This window comes from Ruegeria sp. CG1 (assembly GCF_056537265.1).
In genome coordinates, this window is sequence record NZ_JBQFRF010000002.1 from 605,031 (window position 1) to 625,209 (window position 20,179).

A 20,179-nucleotide genomic window follows, 5' to 3' on the forward strand; every position below is an offset into this window, starting at 1 on the left:
CACTCGCGGCTTCGGCTAGATCGACTATGATCTTGAAACGCACACGTGATCTCCGTTGCGTGTCCAGTCAGTTTGGACGAGTGCCCAAATAGAACCGGCTTCCGATCTTGAAGCCCTCAATTGGGTTCACACATTAACGGCCCGTTATTACCATTTACCTATGGTTGCCATTGCTGCGATTTGGCCCTTAGTATCGGTCATTCGCTGCATCTGTGATGGCAACTCCTCCAATTTGATATAGCGGCCATTTAAGATCGGGTGTGCAATATCTTCTACGCCGCAGAGACGCTAAAATCAGCAACGCTATCAGCACAAGCATCTTTTTAAGTCCGGCGTAAGAAATCCGACAGCACAACATTGAAGATATCGGGTTTTTCCAGATGTACCGCGTGGGCGCAGCCGGGAACGACGGAAAGCTCAGCCTGATTGATCGACTTCCAAAGTTGTTTGGTCTGTGTCCACGAATACGTGCGGTCCATGTCACCCCAGATCACCAGAGAGTTAGCTTTTATGGCAGAGAGATAATCATCGGCGCGCCAAGCGCGCATTGCGTCCAGCCCCTTGAGCATGGCATCCGGTGTACATTGCGCTGCAATCTCAGCGCAGTCTGAGTAAGCTTCAGCAGACCGGCCATCCAAGAACCATGTCGCAGCGATGCGGCGAGCTGTTTCCTGGAAACCCTCGGTTTGGGCACGCCGTTTGCTTTCCTCGATTGTCTCGAAACGGTCGGGCAGGATGCCAACCGCGCCAGTGGAGTAAAGGATCAACCCACCTATCCGTTGCGGGGCACGATGTATCATTTCCTGCGCGATCATTCCGCCCATCGAATGTCCCAAGAGGTTGAATTGTTCGACGCCAAGGTGGAATAGATGTTCCAGGACCCAATCAGCAAATCCGCCGATCGTGTCGATGCTAGGTAAGCCTGCATTCTGTCCGAACCCAGGCAAGTCGATCGTGATCAGCTTTTGGGTTTCTGAAAATTGGTGCTGTTGCGGTGCCCATTGCGCGCCTCCCCCCATGAAACCATGGACTAGGACAAGCGGCCTCACTTTCGCTGTCCCTGCACAATTCGGTCAAGTATCATGGCGCAAAATAGGATGGCAAAACCTGCAAGGATTCCCTGCCCGACATTGGCGTATTGCAGCGCCTCAAGCACGTCTTCGCCCAGACCCTTGGCGCCGATCAACGAAGCTACCACGACCATGGCGAGCGACAGCATGATGGTTTGGTTGATTCCTGCCCGGATCGAGGGGCTAGCCAGGGGCAGATCGACCTTTGTGAGCAAGTACCATTTGTTTGCGCCAAAACTGATTGCCGCTTCGCGCACGCTTTCAGGCACGCCGCGCAGGCCCAGTACGGTCAGGCGTACCACAGGAGTACCGCCGAAAATCATCGTGACAATAACGGCTGCGGGCTTGCCGACGCCAAAAAACGCGATCACAGGCACCATGAAGACAAACGCCGGCATGGTTTGCATGAAATCCATAATTGGTTGGATGAAAGCATAAAAACGCGGGCGCCGTGCGGCGAACATTCCAAGTGGAATGCCTATCACGATTGAGAGACAAGCAGCAGTGCCTAGCAAAGCAAGTGTCGTCATTGCCGCCTCCCAGAAGCCCAAAAGACCCATATAGGCCAGGAACGCCCCTGAGTAGATAGCCGTGCTGATACCGGCAGTTAGCCAAGTTAGCAGTATGATCAGACATGCAATTACGATCCAAGGTGTCTGGACAAGGATGACCTCTAAGGCATCGAGCAGTGCACGGATACCGATCGTCAGCCCATCAAAAAAAGCTTCACTGTTGCGGACGCAAAACGCGATGAAGTCTTCCACCCAAGTGATGCCGGTCAAACGGATATCAGGATCTGTTGGAAAGTGACTGAGCAATGAAAAACGCCCGGGGAAGCTGTAGTGCAACATTGCCGCTGTTACGATTAACGCCATGAAAATTGTGCTGAACACGATCTCAGAAACAGGCATAGCTGAACGGATCGAACGATCCGAAATCCATTCTGAAAACCGTGCCTCAAGCGCCCAGTTTGCCACAACCGACTGCACCGCTTTTATGACCAACAGAATAATAAGACCTGACAATATGATCGCGGGGCCTTGGGCGGCCAATGCTTCGGCTTCGGCTCGTATACCGCCGATATTGGCCTCAAGAGATTCGACAGTACGCTGGTAGACATCAATCTTGTCGGAATTTGCTTCGATCGCAGCAGCCAATTGCTGACGACGCAACTCCAATGTTCCTTCAATTGAAGCGATACGAGCCATCGCGTCGGCTGCGAGGTCTCCAAAAAGACCGCGGGCAATCTGCACATAGGCGAGTGTTTCGATGATTAGGAATGGGAGTGCCCAAGACCACAAGCCACGCGCTCCGAACCAGATTGGACCGAAAATCCCGGCCATCAGATTGAAGGTCGCCGTAAAGCGAGCGGACGCGCCGATCTTGTCAAAGTTTTTGATGTAATAATCGGGGTTAGTACGTACAAATGTGCGAATGTTCTCGCGCCGTTCTTCAGCATAGGCCAGAGCAGCTTCGCTTTCGGTATCTTCCAGCGGGTTTACGCCATCAGGGTTCGCGTCGGATGTGCTCATGATACTTCCGTCCCCTCGATTACTGTGCGCAGCAAATCGGCGCGGGTAATCAAACCCACATCCCTGCCGCCGTCCTCCACCAGGATGGCGCTGCTGTGGTCAATCGCCAAATTGATCAGAGTGCTAAGATTTTCCGCCTCATTGACGCGCGGTGCATCTGCGTCCAACGGGCCATGGGTGGCTACATAGTCTGAAATTGGTTGCATCACTGCGTGCGCGCGCACCACTTTGAGGCGCGAGATACCCGCTACGAAGTCTGCCACGTAATCGTCGGCAGGGTTCATAACGATGTCTTCGGCAGTGCCGATCTGAACCACTTTGCCATCGCGCATGATTGCAATTCGATTACCGATGCGCACCGCTTCGTCCAGATCGTGCGTAATGAAGATGGTAGTCTTCTTCAAAATCTTACTGAGCCGAATAAATTCATCCTGCAATTGTCGTCGAATGAGCGGATCGAGCGCCGAGAACGGCTCATCCATCAACAGCACATCCGGGTTCGCAGCCAATGCGCGCGCCAAGCCCACGCGCTGCTGCATTCCACCGGACAACTCGTGCGCGAATTTTGACCCCCAGGCCCCCAACTCGACAATGTCCAGAATCGCGGCGGCCTGCCGCATACGTTCATTTTTGCTAACTTGTCTGATTTCCAGCGGTAAGGCGACGTTGTCCAAAACCGAACGGTGCGGCATTAGAGCGAAGTTCTGAAACACCATACCGATTTTGTTGTTACGGAACTGCTGAAGCTCTTGCGGCCCCAGTGCCATAACGTCGGTTCCTTCGATCTCTATCTTGCCACCGGTAGGTTCCAGAAGCCGATTGAAGTGGCGCACCAACGTGGACTTGCCGCTGCCAGACAGGCCCATGATACAGAATATCTCACCGCGGTTCACAGACAGGCTGACATCAGCCACGCCGACAACACAGTTGAATTCAGCTAGTACCTCAGCTTTGCTCAGCCCACGCTCACGGATTGCCTGCAATGCGACTTCGGGTTTCGCTCCAAAAATCTTCCAGACATTCGATATTTTAATAACTGTATCGTCACCCATGCGTCCCCCAGCGGCCTCGGAATGGGCCTAGTTGGCTCAGGGTGGCAGCGAAATGGAACTGCCACCATGGTCATTTCTTCAGGTTGGGTTCAAAGACCCAGCCAACCATCCACACGCTCGGGGTTCGCTTCGACCCATTCTCTTGCTACGTCCGCCGGGTCGCGGCCATTGGCGCTGATTTCGAAGGCAAAGGCTGAAACATCATCAGCTGTTAACTTAAAGTTGGCAAAAAACTCAGCAATAGCCGGCGAACGGTCAACCAGCGAGTTGGACCATGCGATCTGCACGTTCTTAAGCGCGTCCTTGGTGGCAACTGTCGACTTTTCATACCAATCGGGATCATCCGACGGCTGCACCATCACATATTTTTCGGGGTCAAATGTGGGCTCCGACAGCATTTCCACGTCAAACATGTACCAAACTGCATGAGGTTTATAGCAATAGAATGCATAGCCCTCGCCCTTGGCGATGCTATCCTTGATACGCGCTGTTTTAACGCTTTCTTCAGCACGGACCGGTTCGATAAAGTCCAACAAGCCGTAGTCGCGCACCTTGACTTCGTTTACATTTGCTGAAGCCCAGCCTGGAGCACCGATCCACATTTCACCACGGCCATTGCCGTCGCTATCCATCAGTGCGGCAACATCAGGACGACCCAGATCGGCAATATCGGTGATGTTGTTCGCTTCACCAAAGTCCTTGGATACACAGAAACCTTGATTACCTTCGTAAGGGTTGGACGACAAGGTGACCGTTCCCGCGTCATCTACGTATTTTTGAGTAAAACTTTGTTGATTAGGTAGCCAAACATCAGGGTGAACATCGATGTCGCCCTTACCTTGGTCCATCGCCTGGAAAATCGTAGCGTTATTGCCGGGTACATACTCGACTGTGCCTCCGATCCTCATCTCGACAACCGCGCCTAGAAGATGTGCGATTGCCTGAGCACCAGTCCAGGATGGGACTCCGATTTTTACCTCTTCAGCCGCAGCGGCGGGCAGGGCCAAGAGGCCCAGCGAGACTGACACTGTCAGGGATTTCATGCTTATATTCATAGTAACTCTCCTGCTGGTAAGTTGAATTCTTATGCGCGCGCCCGCTTTCGTTGCGGGTCTATGAATGGAATTTCTGTGACTTTCGCACCAAGGCGTTTCATGCGCCCGTCAAGCTGCCCGATTTCCAGCCTATTTTCAGTTTTCGAGTGTTCCACCGAAAGGCGTGCGATCGCGATACCGTGCTCAAGCAAAGGAGACTTGGTTGCAGAGGTAATCACCCCGACCTGTCTTTCTTTTGCAAATACCGCATCTCCATGCATGGGAATATCGTCAGTTTCCAAAAGTAATCCCTTGAGAACCTGCCGCGGACTCTGCCGATTACGCTCCAATGCTGCCTTGCCGGTGAATTCGGCCTTGGTCAGATCAACAGCAAATCCCAGGCCGGCCTCGAACGCGTCGACGCCTGGCGCAAATTCAGCATTTGCAGCTGCTAGGCCCGCTTCGATCCGGATGATCTCCAGCGCGGCTGATCCCATAGGGGTGATCCCGAAACCTTCACCTGCTTCCATGATTGCGTCCCAAATGGCTACGGCATCGGCCTTTGAACAGAAAATCTCGTACCCGAGTTCCCCAGTGTAGCCAGAGCGGGACAGCATAAAAGGTGCCCCTTCGCGACCATTTAATCGGGCAACAGTACAGCCAAACCATTTGAGCTGATCAAGGGAGGGCACATGTGGTTGTGTGAAAACGATTTTGCGCAAAACCTCTCGGGACTTCGGCCCTTGCAAAGCCAGGTTTGGTAGCGAATTCCGCAGATCATGGATACGCACTTGGAACCCGCGTTCCTCCGCCAATGACTGCAATGCCCGACCGCTCTCCTCGGCGCCACAACACCAGCGGAACAGGTCATTTGCGAGTCGGAACAACGTACCGTCATCTATTACCGCGCCGGTATCGTCACACATCAGCGTGTAAGTACCCCGCCACTCCGGCAGTTTGGCGACATTGCGCGTGGTTGCCAGCTGCAACAGTTTCTCAGCGTCTGGCCCAATGATGTCGAATTTACGCAACCCACTCATATCCTGCAAAGTTACTGCTTCTCTGCAGGCCCAATATTCGCCCAATGTACCATATGACGGAAAGCTAACAGGTGCCCACATGTCCCGCGCAGGCGCAAAATGTTGGGTCAGCGGCTCCAGACGCTCGTGAAAGGCCGATTCCTGACTTATGGACATGGGGGCATCTTCCTTTTCGCGATAAGCGACCGCACGGCGGATTGGAGTATCTGGACGGTAGATCCGCACGTGCACATCTGTGGGATTCCAGCCATTTATCGGGTCAATGTCGTCTGGGCACGCCGTGGAAGCGCATACCAAGTCTTCCATTGCCCGCATTGCGACGTAATCGCCTGGGCGCGAATAGCTTTCATCTACCAGCAGTTCGTGGGAATTATGATCAATCCAAGTATTCCAGAAGAAATTAACTGCAGGCCAGGCCGCGCGGCGTCTAACTCCATATTGCGCCAGTGTTTCAGAAATGTTGTCAGAACAGTTGACATGGCCTGGAAAACCTCGCTCAGCGTATCCCCGTGCGGTGCAAGCCAACCCGTAAGTATCGTGTCGTCCGCAAGTGTCATGAACGACATTTAGAAGCGGGTTCATGTCACTATCGAAAAACTTGTCGAGCATACCAGGGCCAGGATAAGCGCGCCGGACCAAAGACCGAGTTGCAGTACTGTCGATCAGCCATTCTTCACCTTTTTCGAGTTTATCTGCTCGCATTGCGATAAAGTCCGAGCATTGTTGGCCCTCGACATCAATGATTTGGACTATTTCGCCTTGCTTAACTTCATATGACAATCCAGTGCCGCGCTTTACGGTGAATTCCTTTCGCACATCACCCAGGGGTTCGGGCAATATCGAACTACTGGCATTTGCCATTTGATGAGAGATACTGACTGATCCACCTCTGGACCCGGTTGCCAGTTGATCACGATCCATAGCCCGCATGATCCAAGCTGAAATTGTAGCACTGGCTTTTAGAACGATCAGATCATCATTTTCAGGAAGGTAAGCGATACCAATCTCGGATTCTGGTTTACCTCCCTGAGCTGCAATCCAATTGATCAGTTTTTCGCCATCTACTTTGGAGAAATCCAAAACTCCTGCTTTAATAAGCGCTAGCGACACAAGCGCATCTCCGCCCACTTCGTCAAAAGCAATGACTTGCAGTTGGTTTTTAGGCCAATTGCCTGTCACCGACAGAAGATCACCTGGTCGCATGATAACATTCAGTATTTCGCGCGGACCTAGCGTATATGTTTTTCCGTGCGACGGCTTCTGAAACCCTGGGTAAAAGCGTCCAGGCGTCATGTAACCGCTATTGCTGAACTCATGTAGTATCGAATAATCGCGCATCGTATTCCAAAGTGAGTCGCTTATTGTAACTAGTTACATAATCTTGATGAAACTAGTTACATGTGTCAAGGTAACTGTCGCGAGATCGAGGATATCCAAGGAATTCAAAGGAATTGACCGAGCAGAAATATAAGAAGCGCGCGAACCTTCGGGATGTTGCCAAGGCAGCAGATGTTTCCGTTGCGACGGTGTCGCGCGTACTGAATTCTCCGAAAACCGTGTCTGAAGACACGCGCCACCGTGTGCTTGATGTTATTTCGAAGCTGCATTTTGTACCAAGTGCTGCAGCCCGTGCGATCAATTCCGGGAGAACCCGAGTCGTTGGGGCCATGGTTCCAACTCTGGACAATGCAATATTCTCAAAATTTCTAGCTGCTCTTGAAAAAGGTTTGGCACTAAATGGTTTGTCACTCGTAGTCGCAACTACAAATGGCGACCCGGACGTAGAAACGAATAAAGCGCAAGGTCTGGTTGATATTGGTGCAGAAGCACTGATTGTTTCCGGCATCACACACAGTCAAGACTTCGAAAAGATCATCGAACGGACACGCCTCCCTGTGATCGCCACCTCCTACTATGAAAGGGACCACCATTTTCCGACCATCGGTTATGATAACGCCGGCGCTTCTTGCACCGCTCTCAATTTTCTTCTGTCTGCTGGGCATAGAAATATTGCCGTGATTCACGGGCCAACAAAAAACAACGATAGGACGCTGGCACGGCTTGATGGTTTGAAGAATCCGGATGTGAACCACACCCTGCAAATGTACGAAACGGAAATTTCAATAAAAGGTGGCTGCGTCGCAACTCAGAATCTTCTTGCAGGGGACACGGCCTTTTCTGCTATTCTCTGTTTTTCCGATGTCTTGGCGATGGGCTCTCTTTTTGAATTGCAAAGAAAGCGGGTAAAAGTGCCTCATGAAATGTCAATTGTTGGCATCGACGATCTGCCCTCTTCATCCTGCACCTTTCCTGAAATCACGACCGTGCATTTGCCCGTCACACGGATGGGTGAAGCCACTGCCACAGCGATAGTTGAGTGGTTGGAAAACCAAGCCGTTCCTAAATCGAAACTTCTTCAGGCTGAACTGATTGTGAGGAACTCCACACGAAAATTGGCATAGATTGGCTTCTTGTACTGAAAATAGACTGAAGCGGTGTAAAATGTGTGTTTTTCATCTAAAAGCTGACGCAATGAACATATGACTGCCATTGGGCTACTTCCAGTGAAAGGAGGCTTTGTCCGATCAACCGCCATTCGTTACCTGGCATTGAGCGCCTGGATTATTAGGTTCGCGACGGGCCGAACTCGAAAAGAATAGACGCCAGATCGACGGTTGCTTTGGGTTCGTAGCAGACTTCAGAGGCGACACAGAAACTCGTGATATAGTCCCTTGTCAACGCCGGCTTGACGGTGTGGGCGGACATGGTGGATCGGATGGTCAGTCATAGAAACGCTACACTTACCTGCCATTCGCGCACTTTGCCAGTTTGGAACAAAGGGCTTGTCGTCAGTCAGAAACGGCCTTTTGCAGAAGCTCATTCTCCTTCTGCAAACGCTTGAGTTCCTTTCGTTAATCGGCTCCCATCCCACCATATTGCTTACGCCACAGGTAGTAGGTTTGTTCCGTTATGCGAACCTCGCAGATCACATCTGCACGCATCATTCCCTAACCAACAAGCACATCAACTTGTCGCAGTTTCTGATCTATTTCCTCTGCCTCGTGTCTCTTGATCGAAATTCTCGATCCTCCGCTTTTCAATCATAACGGTGGTTCAAATCAAATGGGGTATTCCATTGTCAGCTATGCATATCCGCATCTATGATGGCGCGGATCCGTTCCGAATCCTCAAGTTCGATGCTGGTGATCTCGTCATAAAGGTTGCGAAACTCGGGCTCATCCATCAAAAACTCAATCTTAGCCTGGTGCCAGGCAACAGCTTTTTCGTGTAGCCGCGCAATCTGGGGAATGGCTAGCAACGCTTCCATCGCCACTGACAATCTGGCCAGGTTGCGTTGGATAGTAACGTCCTGATACTGGTTCCAATCCATCCGTATCCAATAGTTGCGCCCGACAGTGCGATCCACATGCAGGGCTCGTCCGCGTTGACGCTTGACCAAGAAAGACTGCGCAGATCTTAGTGCGTAGTGGTTTAGCTGGACCAGTTCATAACCGATGGTCTTGATATCGGACCTCCAGCCATTCTTTGCCACTTTGTGCGTGATATCCTGACCCGATCCATTGACCCATAGCACCTGTTCGGCTTTTGCTTCTTTCAGCTTATTTGGCCGGTGACAGCTTAGTTTACGATAGGCACGAATATTCCTGGTGGCGGTCTTGAAGCCCCAAGCGGTATGCGGTTTGGGCAGATATGACGGAGCGCATCGGTCAAATTGCGCCAGGACCGGCCTGTCTTCGTAGGTCTTTATCCCGGCCGACCCAAATTGCCGCCAGGTCATGGCAATATTGCTGACTCCGTCGGGCAGGCGCTTATAAAGTTCCGGCAGTGTCCCGTTACCAAAGCGGATGTTGATAAACTCATCCACATCAATATGGATAACCCAATCAGCACGTTTGACCACCTTGAGCTTTGCAGACTGGTTCAGAGCCCACTGTTGCGGGGAATTGCCCTTCCATTTGTTGTTGTCGACATGCGTGACCAGACCGGTTTTGGCCAGCGCATCTAGCATCAGATCCGTGCCATCCTCGCAGCCATTGGTATAGATAACAAAGTGATGCACACCGATCGATTGATGGTATGCAATCCATTCCAATAGGAAAGGGCCTTCGTTTTTCATGCAACCGATCAGCACCGTGCCGCTGGTACCCTCTGGCGGCCTTAGGTCCACCGGCACCGTGTCACCCATGGGTTGACTTTCATCAAAACTGGTCAGGTCATTGCGCGGCAAGAAGCGACGGGCAAATGGCAGCACTTCTTTTGGAGTGGATTCTTCTTTTGCAGAGGAGGCCAGGGTAGAGAATGCAGGAGGCTGCGCAGTCAGATCATCTGGCCAGTCAATCCGGTTAACTATCGCATCGGCCCCAAATTGTGTGGCCCAAATTCTGGCGCGATCAGATCCTGAATCAAGATCAGTCAAAATCAGGATGTCGGCCGCCAATTGCCCCAAAACTTCGTGGACTCGACTAACAGAGACTTCCGTGGTGAGGTTTTCTGCTAGCCCTGGCATGGCCAAAAGCATGAACCACGGTCGCTCATTAGCAATCGCACTAGCGAGTGCGGGCAAAAATTCGGGCGGCTCGGCCTTTGCACGTCTTCGCCGTGTAATCTGCGCAAACGTAACCAGTTGCTGCTGCAAATCCGCATTATCGATACTCAAAACAGACGCAACCCCATTGGCTTGGCGCGCCTGATCCCGAGCTGTGTCGCGTATATCCAGGATTAGCTGCATTAGTCAGCGGGCTCTTGATGGATGGGAACCAGCTGGTCGCCAAGGGCTTTTTCCAGTTTTCGGATGGTTCGCCGCCGCTGCCGCCAGAACATTTCTTCCCAGGCCAGATCAGGTGAGACAAATCCTGCATCGGCAAGCATTTTATGCAATCTGGACATGTCAAGCTCTCCAAGTGAATGGCGGTTGGGACGACCGCGCGAAGCCAATACCCAATCGGTGCGAATGGCATTGGCGACTAAAGGCTCTTGCCCGCAAAAGGCCGCTAGCTGAGCTGAGATATTGTGATGCACCGAAGAAGTGCGGCGCGGGATCATTGCAACCTGCTGATCTGGACGGCCTACCAGAGCAAAAAGATGCAGTGCCGACCCGTCTAGTGCAACGATCTGACGGGCGGCTTTGTAACGCGCGATCTGCTTTTCCATCGGGTGTTGTTCCGGATAGAAAATCTCGTACCCGTTCTGGCGCAAATTCTCTTCGAGAAACTCTTCTCCGATAACGCCACCCCGCCGTATTCCAAGACCTGCGCGCGAGATATAAAGCCGCTCCGGCCCATCAGGGGGAACGTCGGCGCCAAAATTTTGATGGATCAAGGCACGATATTCAGGCGTTCCCGCCACAATCGGGCCCAGCCCAAACCCCTGACCGGGCACATGCAGATATTCTATCTGAGTTGGCTCGGTCACCACTTTGATTGGAAGATCAATACCCAGAAGCGTAAAAAAATTATGCTGCATAGGGCGTGTTTCATCCCCATTGGCGGGTCGCTTGGGGGTAAAGAGGACCCCATCAATATCCTTCGCGATTGCCGGCAGCGGCCAAAGACGTGCGGTGCTTTCAGCCAGGAAATGACCAAAGTGTACCCATAACAGCCCGGCATAAAGCCAGCGACCCGACAATTGCGGCAAAGGGACTGTTGGCGATACCGGTTGGGTGGTCATGGCACGCTTTCCCCGCCAAAGCGCCCCATGCGCGCAATATTCCCGGTCTTCAGTCAGAACACCGGCTTCCTGCACCGTATCGGAGACTGCGGGCGGAACCACGATAGCCCGCTCAAGTGCAACAAGTTCACGTGACCATCCTTGATCAGGCTGAGGAGGTTGGTTCAGATCATTATCGTTAAGCGTAGACATCTTTGTTCACACCCGGTCAGAGCGACCGGGTCGACAAAGACATGCTTTTAGTCGGTCTTCTGGTGTTAAAGGCCGGGATAGATGATCGGCGAATATCCTTGTGATCTGTAGCCAGCTTCTTTGACATTCGCCTATCCCATAAACTGGACCCCAGATTAATCCAAGATCTGTGTTCGGGCTTCATAACATTCGGCCCTATTCACCCCAGTATTCTGATATGGCCGTACCTGCGCCGCTGCAAGTAATCGTAGTGAAATTTCTACGCCAGAAAAAGTAAAGGCTCTATCCGTAGGAAGACAATCGAATATGTTGACAGTGTCGCAGTTTATCATCCTTGCCTGAAGCGATCGCCATTACTTTGATTGCCAAGTTGTTGCACGTTGTACTCAATACAGTGGCCGGTTGGGGAACTGTCTGCCGAACAACTTGGCACTACGGTGTTAGCAGATGACGCCTAGTGTTTTTGATTCCGATCGTCCGAAACTTGGACACATACTGGCGCTTCTGACTTGCCCAGACATTTTAATCTTGGTCAACAGACTTCAGCACATCCTGTGGCATCGCCTTAGAGGGATCGATGTCATGTTTCTTGCATAGCTTGGCGACCTGGCTGTTGGGATGCGGCAAAGGAAACCCACCGTCCATATTGTATTTCTTGCGCATGCTTGAGCCGCCAATGTGATGAACCCCCAACGCGTTTTCATCGAGCGATATGCGGGAAAACCGCGGCCGAAAATAATTCAAGCGCATGGCTGTAGGTTCTTGGGAATAGAATGACTCGGGTGGCAGGGCGTGTTTAACTTCACCGTTTTTGCCCAGAAAATAAGAGATAGCCTGAGGCCCGAACGTATAAAATGGCAGCTGCGACAGGTTTTCCAACGGTACCGAGAAAGAGCCATCTTCATTGGACTTGCCGATGGAAACATCAATATTTTTTTTCCACGGCCAGTCATTGGGGATCACGATCTCAGACCCGTTCATAAAGTCATACATACCTTGCAATGTTGGAGAACTGTGCGGCAACCGGAGAGCCGCATTGTTAAAATAGCGTTTCTCTTTTGCGAAAACATACGGAATGTCGGGGATCGGCTGCATACACAGCATATCGCAATCCATCCAGATTTCGTCGGATTCCCGAAGCATGTTGATCCTGAAAAAATCCGACAACGGGGCATAAGCGCTGTTTCGCTTTTCGTTTCGCCATATTTTCAGGTGGTCAGGTAAGAAAATACGTGCATCCGCATTTTCAACGCCCGGTGGCGTATTCGTGATTTCATTCAAAGAGTACAACTTGACCTTATGGCCGTGATCCACAAAGCTTTTGAGGCAGAGTTGCTCGAAAAAAGTCAGACTGGATCCATGCCAAAACGATGAAATTACTGGAGAAATTTCCATGCTGGATCAATGCCCGTTATATTTTTCGCTTGCTCCGCATTAGCATGGCTCCGGTATTCGATCCACTGGTTTAATGATCCCGATACAAGCGCAATTGTGATGGTGACCCAACCGTCCAATATGAACTGTCTGTAGCGCAGGTCCGTTAGTCAGAATTCTCGCACCTTTGTGTTTCGCGAAAAAGAACGAGCGGTAACGATCAAACTTTAGGGGCTCGCAATAAGCAGTAATTGTTTGGTTACCTCAACTTTGGTCCAATTTTCTCAGTCCTCCCCGACAAAGGTCGCAAGATCACCCAAACTGTCTTAAATCGGATCGTCCAATAAGACCTCAGGATGCTCTTGCTTAAGGCGGAAAATTCACCGATCAAGGTTGCCACAAATCCAGACTTATTGGGCAATAGAGGAAGCCGGTGACTCTAAAGACGTGCAATCAGGGATTTTGGCCCTTCCCAAACACAGGACTCCTTTAAAGATGGCCACCTGGGGTGTCGTTACCATGGTCAAAGAGCCGCCAGAGCTGGTGGCTATATTTGCTTCCTATTATGCGTCACTCAGCGCGCAAGAGATCTTTATCTTTCTGGATGGTGATGATCCGAAAGCGCGGCAACTTCTGGCTCAGATACCGAACTGTCGCGTTGAAGTGATGGATGACACGTTTTTTCGAAGAAACTGGGACTGTGCTTATCCAGAAAACAGTTTCAGACGCCAAAGACTGATAGCGACAAAAGCCTATCGAGAAGCAACGGTCGATTGGATGCTTTTCCTCGATGCGGACGAGTATCTGCAAGCCGATGATTTTGCGCAAGAGCTTGCTGACCTGCCCTCGGATGTTGATACGATTTCAATTCCTAATGGCGAGCGCGTGTTTTCGACCGAGGACACCACACCCGGACTTTTTGGTGGTCTTATGCTGAAGCCTAAGCACACCCGCGGCTATGTCGCCCGAAGCTTATTCGGAGAAGAACGACTCAAGTACAGCGACAGAGGATTTTGTGCGCATCGTTTCGGAAAAAGCGCCACCCGAACGGGGAAAAACATCAAGTTAGGTGTTCATGCGCCACAGCGGTGGAGAGGCAACATCAAGCGACATGTTTCTCAACAATCGGTCATTTGTCACTTTGACGGACTGACCGAAATCCACTGGATGCTCAAATTGCTGAGATATCATGATATGGGCACATATGAATCACCTAAGGGCAGCAACGATTTCCGCTATGAACAGGTCCAATTCCTGAAAAATTCATCTTCTTTGAATGCTGTTCAAGAGCTTCATGACATTATCCGAAAATACGACAAGGACACCGAAGAAAGACTAAGGGGTCATGGTCTTCTCGATGATGTGCAGGTCCGCCCTTTCCGGGGTTTGGATACCTATTATCCTGACCACGAGTTTGATTTGTCGGTTGAGTGGTTCAACGATGTTCTGAAGATGAATATGTCGGACCTCTATGCGAGATTACCGACATGATGTTTGATGCAAATAGTCTGACCTTATGCAAAACATGCTCTACCGACCGCTCATCCTTGGAATGGAGCAAGAATGACCGAAACGAACCCTGATGTTGCGATCCAGTACCGTGGATTGAAGATACCTTCATCGCCATTTCTGGACGAAACGATTATAAATCTGATCGAGCAGGACAATTATGAAAGCTGGGAAATGGATGGCGCTTTGAGCGTCGTTCAACCTGAGGATCGTATTCTGGAAATGGGCGCCGGGCTGGGTATCGTGAGTGGTGTTGTCGCGCTCGAGAACAAACCAGAGGCTATTCTCAGTTTTGAAGCCAATCCAAATCTAATTCCACACATCCGTCGTTTACATGCCCTAAATGGGCTTTCAGACCGGATCGAAGTCCGGAATGCGATACTAAGCGCCAATCCAAAGGATCCCGACTCTATTCCGTTTCATATTGACGCTTCATATCTAGGGTCTTCAGTTTTTGATAATGAAGGTGAATCAATAACATCAGTGCGCGTAGCTAAAGCGGACTTCGAAGCGGTGAAACGAGAGTTCGCTCCGACGGTTCTTGTGATGGATATTGAGGGGGCGGAACTGGATTTCTTGAGGAATGCGGACCTGTCGGGCATTCGAGCCATTGTTATTGAATTCCATCGCCTCATTTATGGGCACAAAGGTGTACGGGCCTGTAAAAGGATTCTTTCTAACGCGGGTTTTCTACGGCTGGACGATTTGTCTTGGAGGGTCGTTTGGACCTGCACGCGAGATATTGGCTGAGCCCTCTTCATTGCGATGGGCAATTTTCGGGTTAGGTGATTTGGCCAAGCCAGTTGAGCGCCCTGAAATGAGACTATCGGCCGGCTTGTGACCTGAATTTGCCCATCGCAATTCACGCGCTGCAACTATCTGCATCTATGAGCAGTAACTTGTGACAGAATCTCAAAAAAACTGTTTCTGCCTTCAATTTCGGATCGCGGGGCTGGGTCAACGACCACGATGTCGGCGCTGAGTGTCCCTGTCTTATTGTGCCGTTTTCCGGTCATAGCATCTGGAAACACCACCATTTTGCGACACCGGCAACACCCCGAGTTAACTGCAAAGCTCAAAGCGAAGCCGCACCCATCAAACTGTGTGCAACAAAACTGTTGACGAGACCTGATCTCATCAATAGTCGGTAACCATCTGTTGGGGTGCCCCTCGGGGCTGAGATGCTGACTTGCAAACCCATTGAACCTGACCCGGTTAGGACCGGCGGAGGAAACAGACATACCGGGCGCCCCGTGTCACAACTCGTGTCACAATGCAGGCTACGGGTCTTTCCACGCACATCCTGACCATGACAATGAGGGATGTGCCATGGTTGCGACAGCATTGACGATTGCCGGTTCCGACAGCGGGGGCGGCGCGGGAATTCAGGCAGATCTTAAATCATTCGGCGCAATGGGCGTGTTCGGTTGCAGCGTGGTCACCGCGATAACCGCGCAGAATACCTGTGACGTGACCGCAGTACATCCGGTACCCGACAATATTGTCGCGGCTCAGATCAAGGCGGTCCTGGACGACATCCGCATAGACGCCATCAAGATCGGAATGCTGGGCACGCCATCATTGGTCGAAACAGTGGCCCGTGCATTGGAAGGTTTTTCCGGACCTGTCGTCCTCGACCCCGTCATGGTGGCGAAATCCGGGGTCGCCCTGCTTGAAGATCAAGCGATTGCCGCGCTGAAGCAGTATCTTCTGCCGCGCGCTGACCTGCTGACACCAAACCTGCCCGAGGCGGACAAGCTGCTGGGACAAACCCATAAGGGCGACAGTGCCGGACTGGTTGCGCCGTTGCTGGCGCTAGGTCCTAAGGCGGTTCTGATCAAGGGCGGCCATGCCGATGGCATTGAGTGCCTTGATGTGCTGGCAAAGTCAGGGTTCGTTGTCACGCTGGGGGCACCGCGGATCGCGACCCGCAACACGCATGGTACTGGCTGCAGTTATTCCGCAGCAATTGCGGGCTGCCTGGCGCGCGGCATGGATCCTGAGACCGCGGTGCGGCGGGCGCATGGCTGGCTGCACGCTGCAATAAAACGTGCCGACGGGTTGGAGATTGGACAAGGCCACGGCCCGGTGCATCATTTTCACGAGATGTGGGCATGAGCGCTGTCACCATACTGGGTGCAGGGGTTGCCGGGCTTTGCGTGGCAGCCGAGCTGGTGTCACGCCGTGTTTCCGTACGGATGATCGACCCGGCAGGTCCCGTGAATACGCATTCCTGCAGCTGGTGGGCCGGGGGCATGTTGGCACCGAAATGCGAGGGCGCAGTCGCCGAACAGCCCGTGGTGGAACACGGGTGTAAAGCAGCGGATTGGTGGCAAAAGCAGGGGGCGCAGTTCGGTCTGGATGTGACCCGGAACGGTACCTTGGTTGTCGCTCTGGGCCGGGATCAGAGCGAGCTGACGATGTTTGCACGGCGCGCCGAAGGCGTGGAATGGCTGGACCGCGAGGGCATCGCGCTCCACGAGCAGCATTTGGCCGAGCAATTCGGCAAGGCGTTGTTCATCGCAAGTGAAGCGCATCTCAATCCCCGCCCGATGTTGACCGGGTTGCATGCACACCTGGTGGCTTCGGGCGTTGAGTTTCTGACTGCAGGCGAAACGCTGGGTCAGGTCATCGACTGCCGTGGTCTCGCCGCGCAGGATCGGCTGAGCGATTTGCGCGGGGTCAAGGGTGAGATGCTCATCGTGCGCTGCCCGGATGTGTCACTGTCGCGTCCCGTGCGGCTGCTGCATCCTCGTTTCCCGCTCTACATTGTACCGCGCGGCGATGGCGTATTCATGTTGGGCGCAACCCAGATCGAAAGTGGGCAGCGCACCCGCGCAAGCCTGCGATCCGTGATGGAACTAATGAATGCGGCCTATGCGCTGCACCCGGCATTTGGTGAGGCCGAGCTGCTGGAAATTGGCGTCGATGCCCGCCCGGCCTTTGCGGACAATCAGCCGCGCATCCGCCATTTCGAAGATCGCATCATGGTGAACGGGCTGTACCGCCATGGCTATCTGCTTGCTCCGGCGTTGGCGGGGATGGTGGCAGATCTGGTGACCTGCGGCACGCAGCCCGCGCTTTGGTACGAGAACTGCGAAGGCACGAAAAGCGCGTATGAAACGCTGGGGAGAACCACATGAAACTGATGGTGAATGGTGAGGTCACCGAGGCCAAGGGCCCCAGCCTTGCCGATCTTCTGGTCGAACTAGGCAAAGGCAATGACAAACTGGCCACGGCGGTGAACGAGGTGTTCGTTCCGGCATCAACACGTGCGGCGCAAATGCTTTCCGATGGGGACCGGATCGAGCTGGTTTCGCCGCGGCAGGGGGGCTGACATGCCGGAATTCTACGGCAAGGAAATAGCGTCGCGCCTGATGTTGGGCACCGCGCAGTATCCGTCGCCCGCAGTGCTCGCCGATGCGTTTCGACGTTCGGGCGCAGGCATTGCCACGGTGTCGCTGCGTCGCGAGGCGGGTGGTGAAAGGGCCGGGCAGGATTTCTGGTCTCTGATCCGTGATTTGGGTGTCGAGGTGTTGCCCAATACCGCCGGGTGCTACTCAGTACGCGAAGCGGTCACTACGGCGCAGATGGCGCGCGAACTTTTCGAGACCAACTGGATCAAGCTTGAGGTGATCGGCCATGCCGACACTCTGCAGCCCGACCCGTTCGGCCTTGTGGAGGCGGCGCGCATCCTTGCCGACGATGGGTTCGACGTCTTCCCCTATTGCACCGAAGATCTGGTGCTGTGCGAGAAACTGATCGAGGCAGGCTGTCGTGTGTTGATGCCTTGGGGGGCGCCGATCGGCACCGGACTGGGGCTGAACAACCTTTACGGCCTTCGCTCGGTACGGGCTCATTTTCCCGAGGTGCCTCTTGTGGTTGATGCAGGGCTGGGCCTGCCATCACAGGCGGCACAGGCCATCGAAATCGGCTATGATGCGGTGCTGCTGAACACGGCGGTCGCTAAGGCAGGTGATCCGGCGGCGATGGCCCAAGCGTTTGCCCGCGCGGTTGAAGCCGGTGCCTTGGCCTTCGGTGCCGATGCTATGGAACCGCGCGACATGGCCTCGCCCTCAACACCTGTTTTCGGAAAGGCCATGCTGTGACGCTGCCGTCGTTCTACCCGATATTCGATGACATCTCATGGCTGCGCCGAATGCTGCCGCTCGGAGTGCGGTTGGTGCAGCTGCGCATCAAGGAACATCCCCTGGATGCGGTGCGCGCGCAGTTGGCGGAGGCGCGGGATTTGTGCCGCGACCACGGCGCGCTGTTGGTGGTCAATGACTATTGGGAACTGGCGATTGAGCTTGACTGCGACTGGGTGCACCTAGGGCAGGAAGATCTGGATACCGCTGACCTTGACGCGATCCGAGCTGCTGGATTGAAACTTGGAGTCTCAACCCATGACGAAGCAGAGCTTAAGCGTGCGCTGGCTTTGCGGCCTGACTATGTGGCACTCGGGCCCGTTCATCCGACCATTCTTAAAAAGATGAAATGGCACCAGCAGGGTGTCGAAAAGCTGACCGACTGGAAGGCGCGGATCGGACCTATTCCGCTTGTGGCGATAGGTGGCATGTCGGTCGAGCGCGCGCAGGGTGCGTTCGCCGCCGGGGCCGACATCGTGTCCGCCGTGACCGACATCACCTTGAAGGACGACCCAGAAGCCCGTGTACGCGAATGGCTAAGGATCTGCCTATGAGCCGCTATGCACGCCAGATTGCTGTACTTGGCTTTGGCGCGTCGGGGCAGGAAAACCTGCGCACCGCGCATGTACTGGTGATTGGCGCAGGAGGGCTTGCCGCACCAGTGCTGCAATATCTGGTCGGGGCCGGTGTGGGACGTATCCGTTTGGTTGATGCTGACAAGATCAGCCTGTCGAACCTGCACCGCCAAACGCTGTTCCGTGAACGCGACATAGGGCAATCCAAAGTGCAGGTGGCAGCACGTGAAATGATGGCGCTGAATGATGAGGTGCGGATCGAACCGGTCGAAACCCGCTTTGATCCGGCCAATGCCTCGCAACTTTGTCAGGGCATCAATCTGGTGCTGGATTGTGCCGATAGTTTTGCCGCCAGCTATGTAGCCTCGGATGTTTGCCTTGATGCCGATTTGCCGCTGATCAGCGCCAGCGTGGTGGGCTCGGAGGGCTATGTCGGGGGCTTCTGCCACAAGGCTCCGGGTCTGCGCGCGCTGTTCCCGGATCTGCCTGCAAGGCTGGGTTCCTGTGACGCCGATGGCGTGCTTGGCCCGACGGTGGGTATGATCGGCAGTCTGCAAGCGCAGATCGCGGTTGCGGTGCTGAGCGGGGACCTTACGCCAATGGGGCGTCTGGTGACCTATGAGGCCACCAGCATGCGCTTTGGCGGTTTTCGCTTTGACGGCGCGCCGGATCCCGCACCAGAGCCGGACTTCATAGCGCAAGAGATGCTTCGGGCCGACGATCTGGTAATCGACCTACGCGCCGCAGATGAAACTGGCCCGGAGCTGGCCGGGGCTCAGCGCCTCAGTGTCGATGAAATCGATCCGCGTGACCCCCTTTTGCAAAACAACAGACGCCTCATCCTTGCCTGCCGTTCCGGTCTTCGGGCCTGGCAGGCTGCGATGCGGATTTCCACGAAAAACGGGCCCGAAATCAAGCTTCTGGCCCTTGGTGACAACAACTGAAACGAGGAAACCGAATTGAAA

Annotated in this window: 17 protein-coding genes, 1 pseudogene and 1 riboswitch; of the genes and pseudogenes, 9 read left to right on the forward strand and 9 right to left on the reverse strand. The window is 53.4% G+C overall.

Translation table 11 applies throughout. The features are described from left to right. Positions 1-323: 323 nt before the first annotated feature. The 5 genes from ACR0AU_RS08375 to ACR0AU_RS08395 form a co-directional block, all read right to left on the reverse strand. Positions 324-1,049: an alpha/beta fold hydrolase gene (locus ACR0AU_RS08375; RefSeq protein ID WP_480795543.1), complete on the reverse strand. Its 726-nt coding sequence runs from the start codon at positions 1,047-1,049 to the stop codon at positions 324-326. Beyond that, complete coding sequence (locus ACR0AU_RS08380) at positions 1,046-2,602, reverse strand: ABC transporter permease subunit (protein WP_170635906.1); 1,557 nt, start codon at positions 2,600-2,602, stop codon at positions 1,046-1,048. Before ACR0AU_RS08380 ends, ACR0AU_RS08375 begins: the two co-directional genes overlap by 4 nt. Continuing rightward, entirely contained in the window at positions 2,599-3,654 is a 1,056-nt protein-coding gene (locus tag ACR0AU_RS08385; protein WP_170801754.1) for a quaternary amine ABC transporter ATP-binding protein, read from the reverse strand. Before ACR0AU_RS08385 ends, ACR0AU_RS08380 begins: the two co-directional genes overlap by 4 nt. An 89-nt stretch (positions 3,655-3,743) precedes the next feature. Further along, a complete protein-coding gene (locus tag ACR0AU_RS08390) occupies positions 3,744-4,697 on the reverse strand; it encodes an ABC transporter substrate-binding protein (protein ID WP_480444206.1) in 954 nt (317 codons plus the stop codon). A 41-nt stretch (positions 4,698-4,738) separates the two neighbouring features. Next, the gene (locus ACR0AU_RS08395) at positions 4,739-6,931 is read right to left on the reverse strand and encodes a DUF1989 domain-containing protein (protein ID WP_480439018.1); all 2,193 of its coding nucleotides are present in this window, start codon (positions 6,929-6,931) and stop codon (positions 4,739-4,741) included. Positions 6,932-7,179: 248 nt separating this feature from the next. Here ACR0AU_RS08395 and ACR0AU_RS08400 point away from each other — a divergent pair, with 248 nt between their 5' ends. Further along, the gene (locus tag ACR0AU_RS08400) at positions 7,180-8,190 is read left to right on the forward strand and encodes a LacI family DNA-binding transcriptional regulator (protein ID WP_170732801.1); all 1,011 of its coding nucleotides are present in this window, start codon (positions 7,180-7,182) and stop codon (positions 8,188-8,190) included. Positions 8,191-8,580: 390 nt separating this feature from the next. Here the strand turns inward: ACR0AU_RS08400 and ACR0AU_RS08405 are convergent. The 4 genes and pseudogenes from ACR0AU_RS08405 to ACR0AU_RS08420 all read right to left on the reverse strand — a co-directional run. After that, positions 8,581-8,808 (reverse strand): annotated as a pseudogene (locus ACR0AU_RS08405) (transposase); the annotation flags it as partial. A gap of 59 nt (positions 8,809-8,867) precedes the next feature. After that, a complete protein-coding gene (locus ACR0AU_RS08410; protein WP_480776500.1) occupies positions 8,868-10,406 on the reverse strand; it encodes a glycosyltransferase family 2 protein in 1,539 nt (512 codons plus the stop codon). A gap of 71 nt (positions 10,407-10,477) precedes the next feature. Then, positions 10,478-11,608 carry a glycosyltransferase family 61 protein gene (locus ACR0AU_RS08415; RefSeq protein ID WP_170611817.1) on the reverse strand — a complete coding sequence of 377 codons (1,131 nt, stop codon included), beginning with the start codon at positions 11,606-11,608 and terminating at the stop codon, positions 10,478-10,480. Positions 11,609-12,130: 522 nt separating this feature from the next. After that, on the reverse strand, positions 12,131-13,003 hold the full coding sequence (locus ACR0AU_RS08420) for a hypothetical protein (protein WP_170776321.1): 873 nt from the start codon (positions 13,001-13,003) through the stop codon (positions 12,131-12,133). Between the two features lie 474 nt (positions 13,004-13,477). On the opposite strand from ACR0AU_RS08420, the gene ACR0AU_RS08425 reads away from it, so the two are divergent. The 8 genes from ACR0AU_RS08425 to ACR0AU_RS08460 all read left to right on the forward strand — a co-directional run bounded on the left by ACR0AU_RS08425 (position 13,478) and on the right by ACR0AU_RS08460 (position 20,158). Beyond that, positions 13,478-14,473, forward strand: a complete 996-nt coding sequence (locus ACR0AU_RS08425; protein ID WP_480591349.1) for a glycosyltransferase family 2 protein — start codon at positions 13,478-13,480, stop codon at positions 14,471-14,473. A gap of 72 nt (positions 14,474-14,545) precedes the next feature. Next, positions 14,546-15,241, forward strand: a complete 696-nt coding sequence (locus ACR0AU_RS08430; RefSeq protein ID WP_170732804.1) for an FkbM family methyltransferase — start codon at positions 14,546-14,548, stop codon at positions 15,239-15,241. A gap of 399 nt (positions 15,242-15,640) precedes the next feature. After that, positions 15,641-15,741: riboswitch (TPP riboswitch) on the forward strand. Positions 15,742-15,820: 79 nt separating this feature from the next. Beyond that, a complete protein-coding gene (gene thiD / locus ACR0AU_RS08435; protein ID WP_170732805.1) occupies positions 15,821-16,609 on the forward strand; it encodes a bifunctional hydroxymethylpyrimidine kinase/phosphomethylpyrimidine kinase in 789 nt (262 codons plus the stop codon). Continuing rightward, the gene (locus ACR0AU_RS08440; protein ID WP_480591355.1) at positions 16,606-17,634 is read left to right on the forward strand and encodes an FAD-dependent oxidoreductase; all 1,029 of its coding nucleotides are present in this window, start codon (positions 16,606-16,608) and stop codon (positions 17,632-17,634) included. Before thiD ends, ACR0AU_RS08440 begins: the two co-directional genes overlap by 4 nt. Beyond that, complete coding sequence (thiS, locus tag ACR0AU_RS08445) at positions 17,631-17,828, forward strand: sulfur carrier protein ThiS (protein WP_170732807.1); 198 nt, start codon at positions 17,631-17,633, stop codon at positions 17,826-17,828. Before ACR0AU_RS08440 ends, thiS begins: the two co-directional genes overlap by 4 nt. Before the next feature lies 1 nt (position 17,829). Further along, on the forward strand, positions 17,830-18,600 hold the full coding sequence (locus ACR0AU_RS08450) for a thiazole synthase (protein ID WP_170732808.1): 771 nt from the start codon (positions 17,830-17,832) through the stop codon (positions 18,598-18,600). After that, entirely contained in the window at positions 18,597-19,193 is a 597-nt protein-coding gene (locus ACR0AU_RS08455) for a thiamine phosphate synthase (RefSeq protein WP_170561737.1), read from the forward strand. The genes ACR0AU_RS08450 and ACR0AU_RS08455 overlap by 4 nt, the downstream gene beginning before the upstream one ends. Next, positions 19,190-20,158 (forward strand): HesA/MoeB/ThiF family protein, encoded by a 969-nt coding sequence (locus ACR0AU_RS08460; protein WP_170395061.1) that lies wholly within the window; start codon positions 19,190-19,192, stop codon positions 20,156-20,158. Before ACR0AU_RS08455 ends, ACR0AU_RS08460 begins: the two co-directional genes overlap by 4 nt. Positions 20,159-20,179 lie beyond the last annotated feature (21 nt).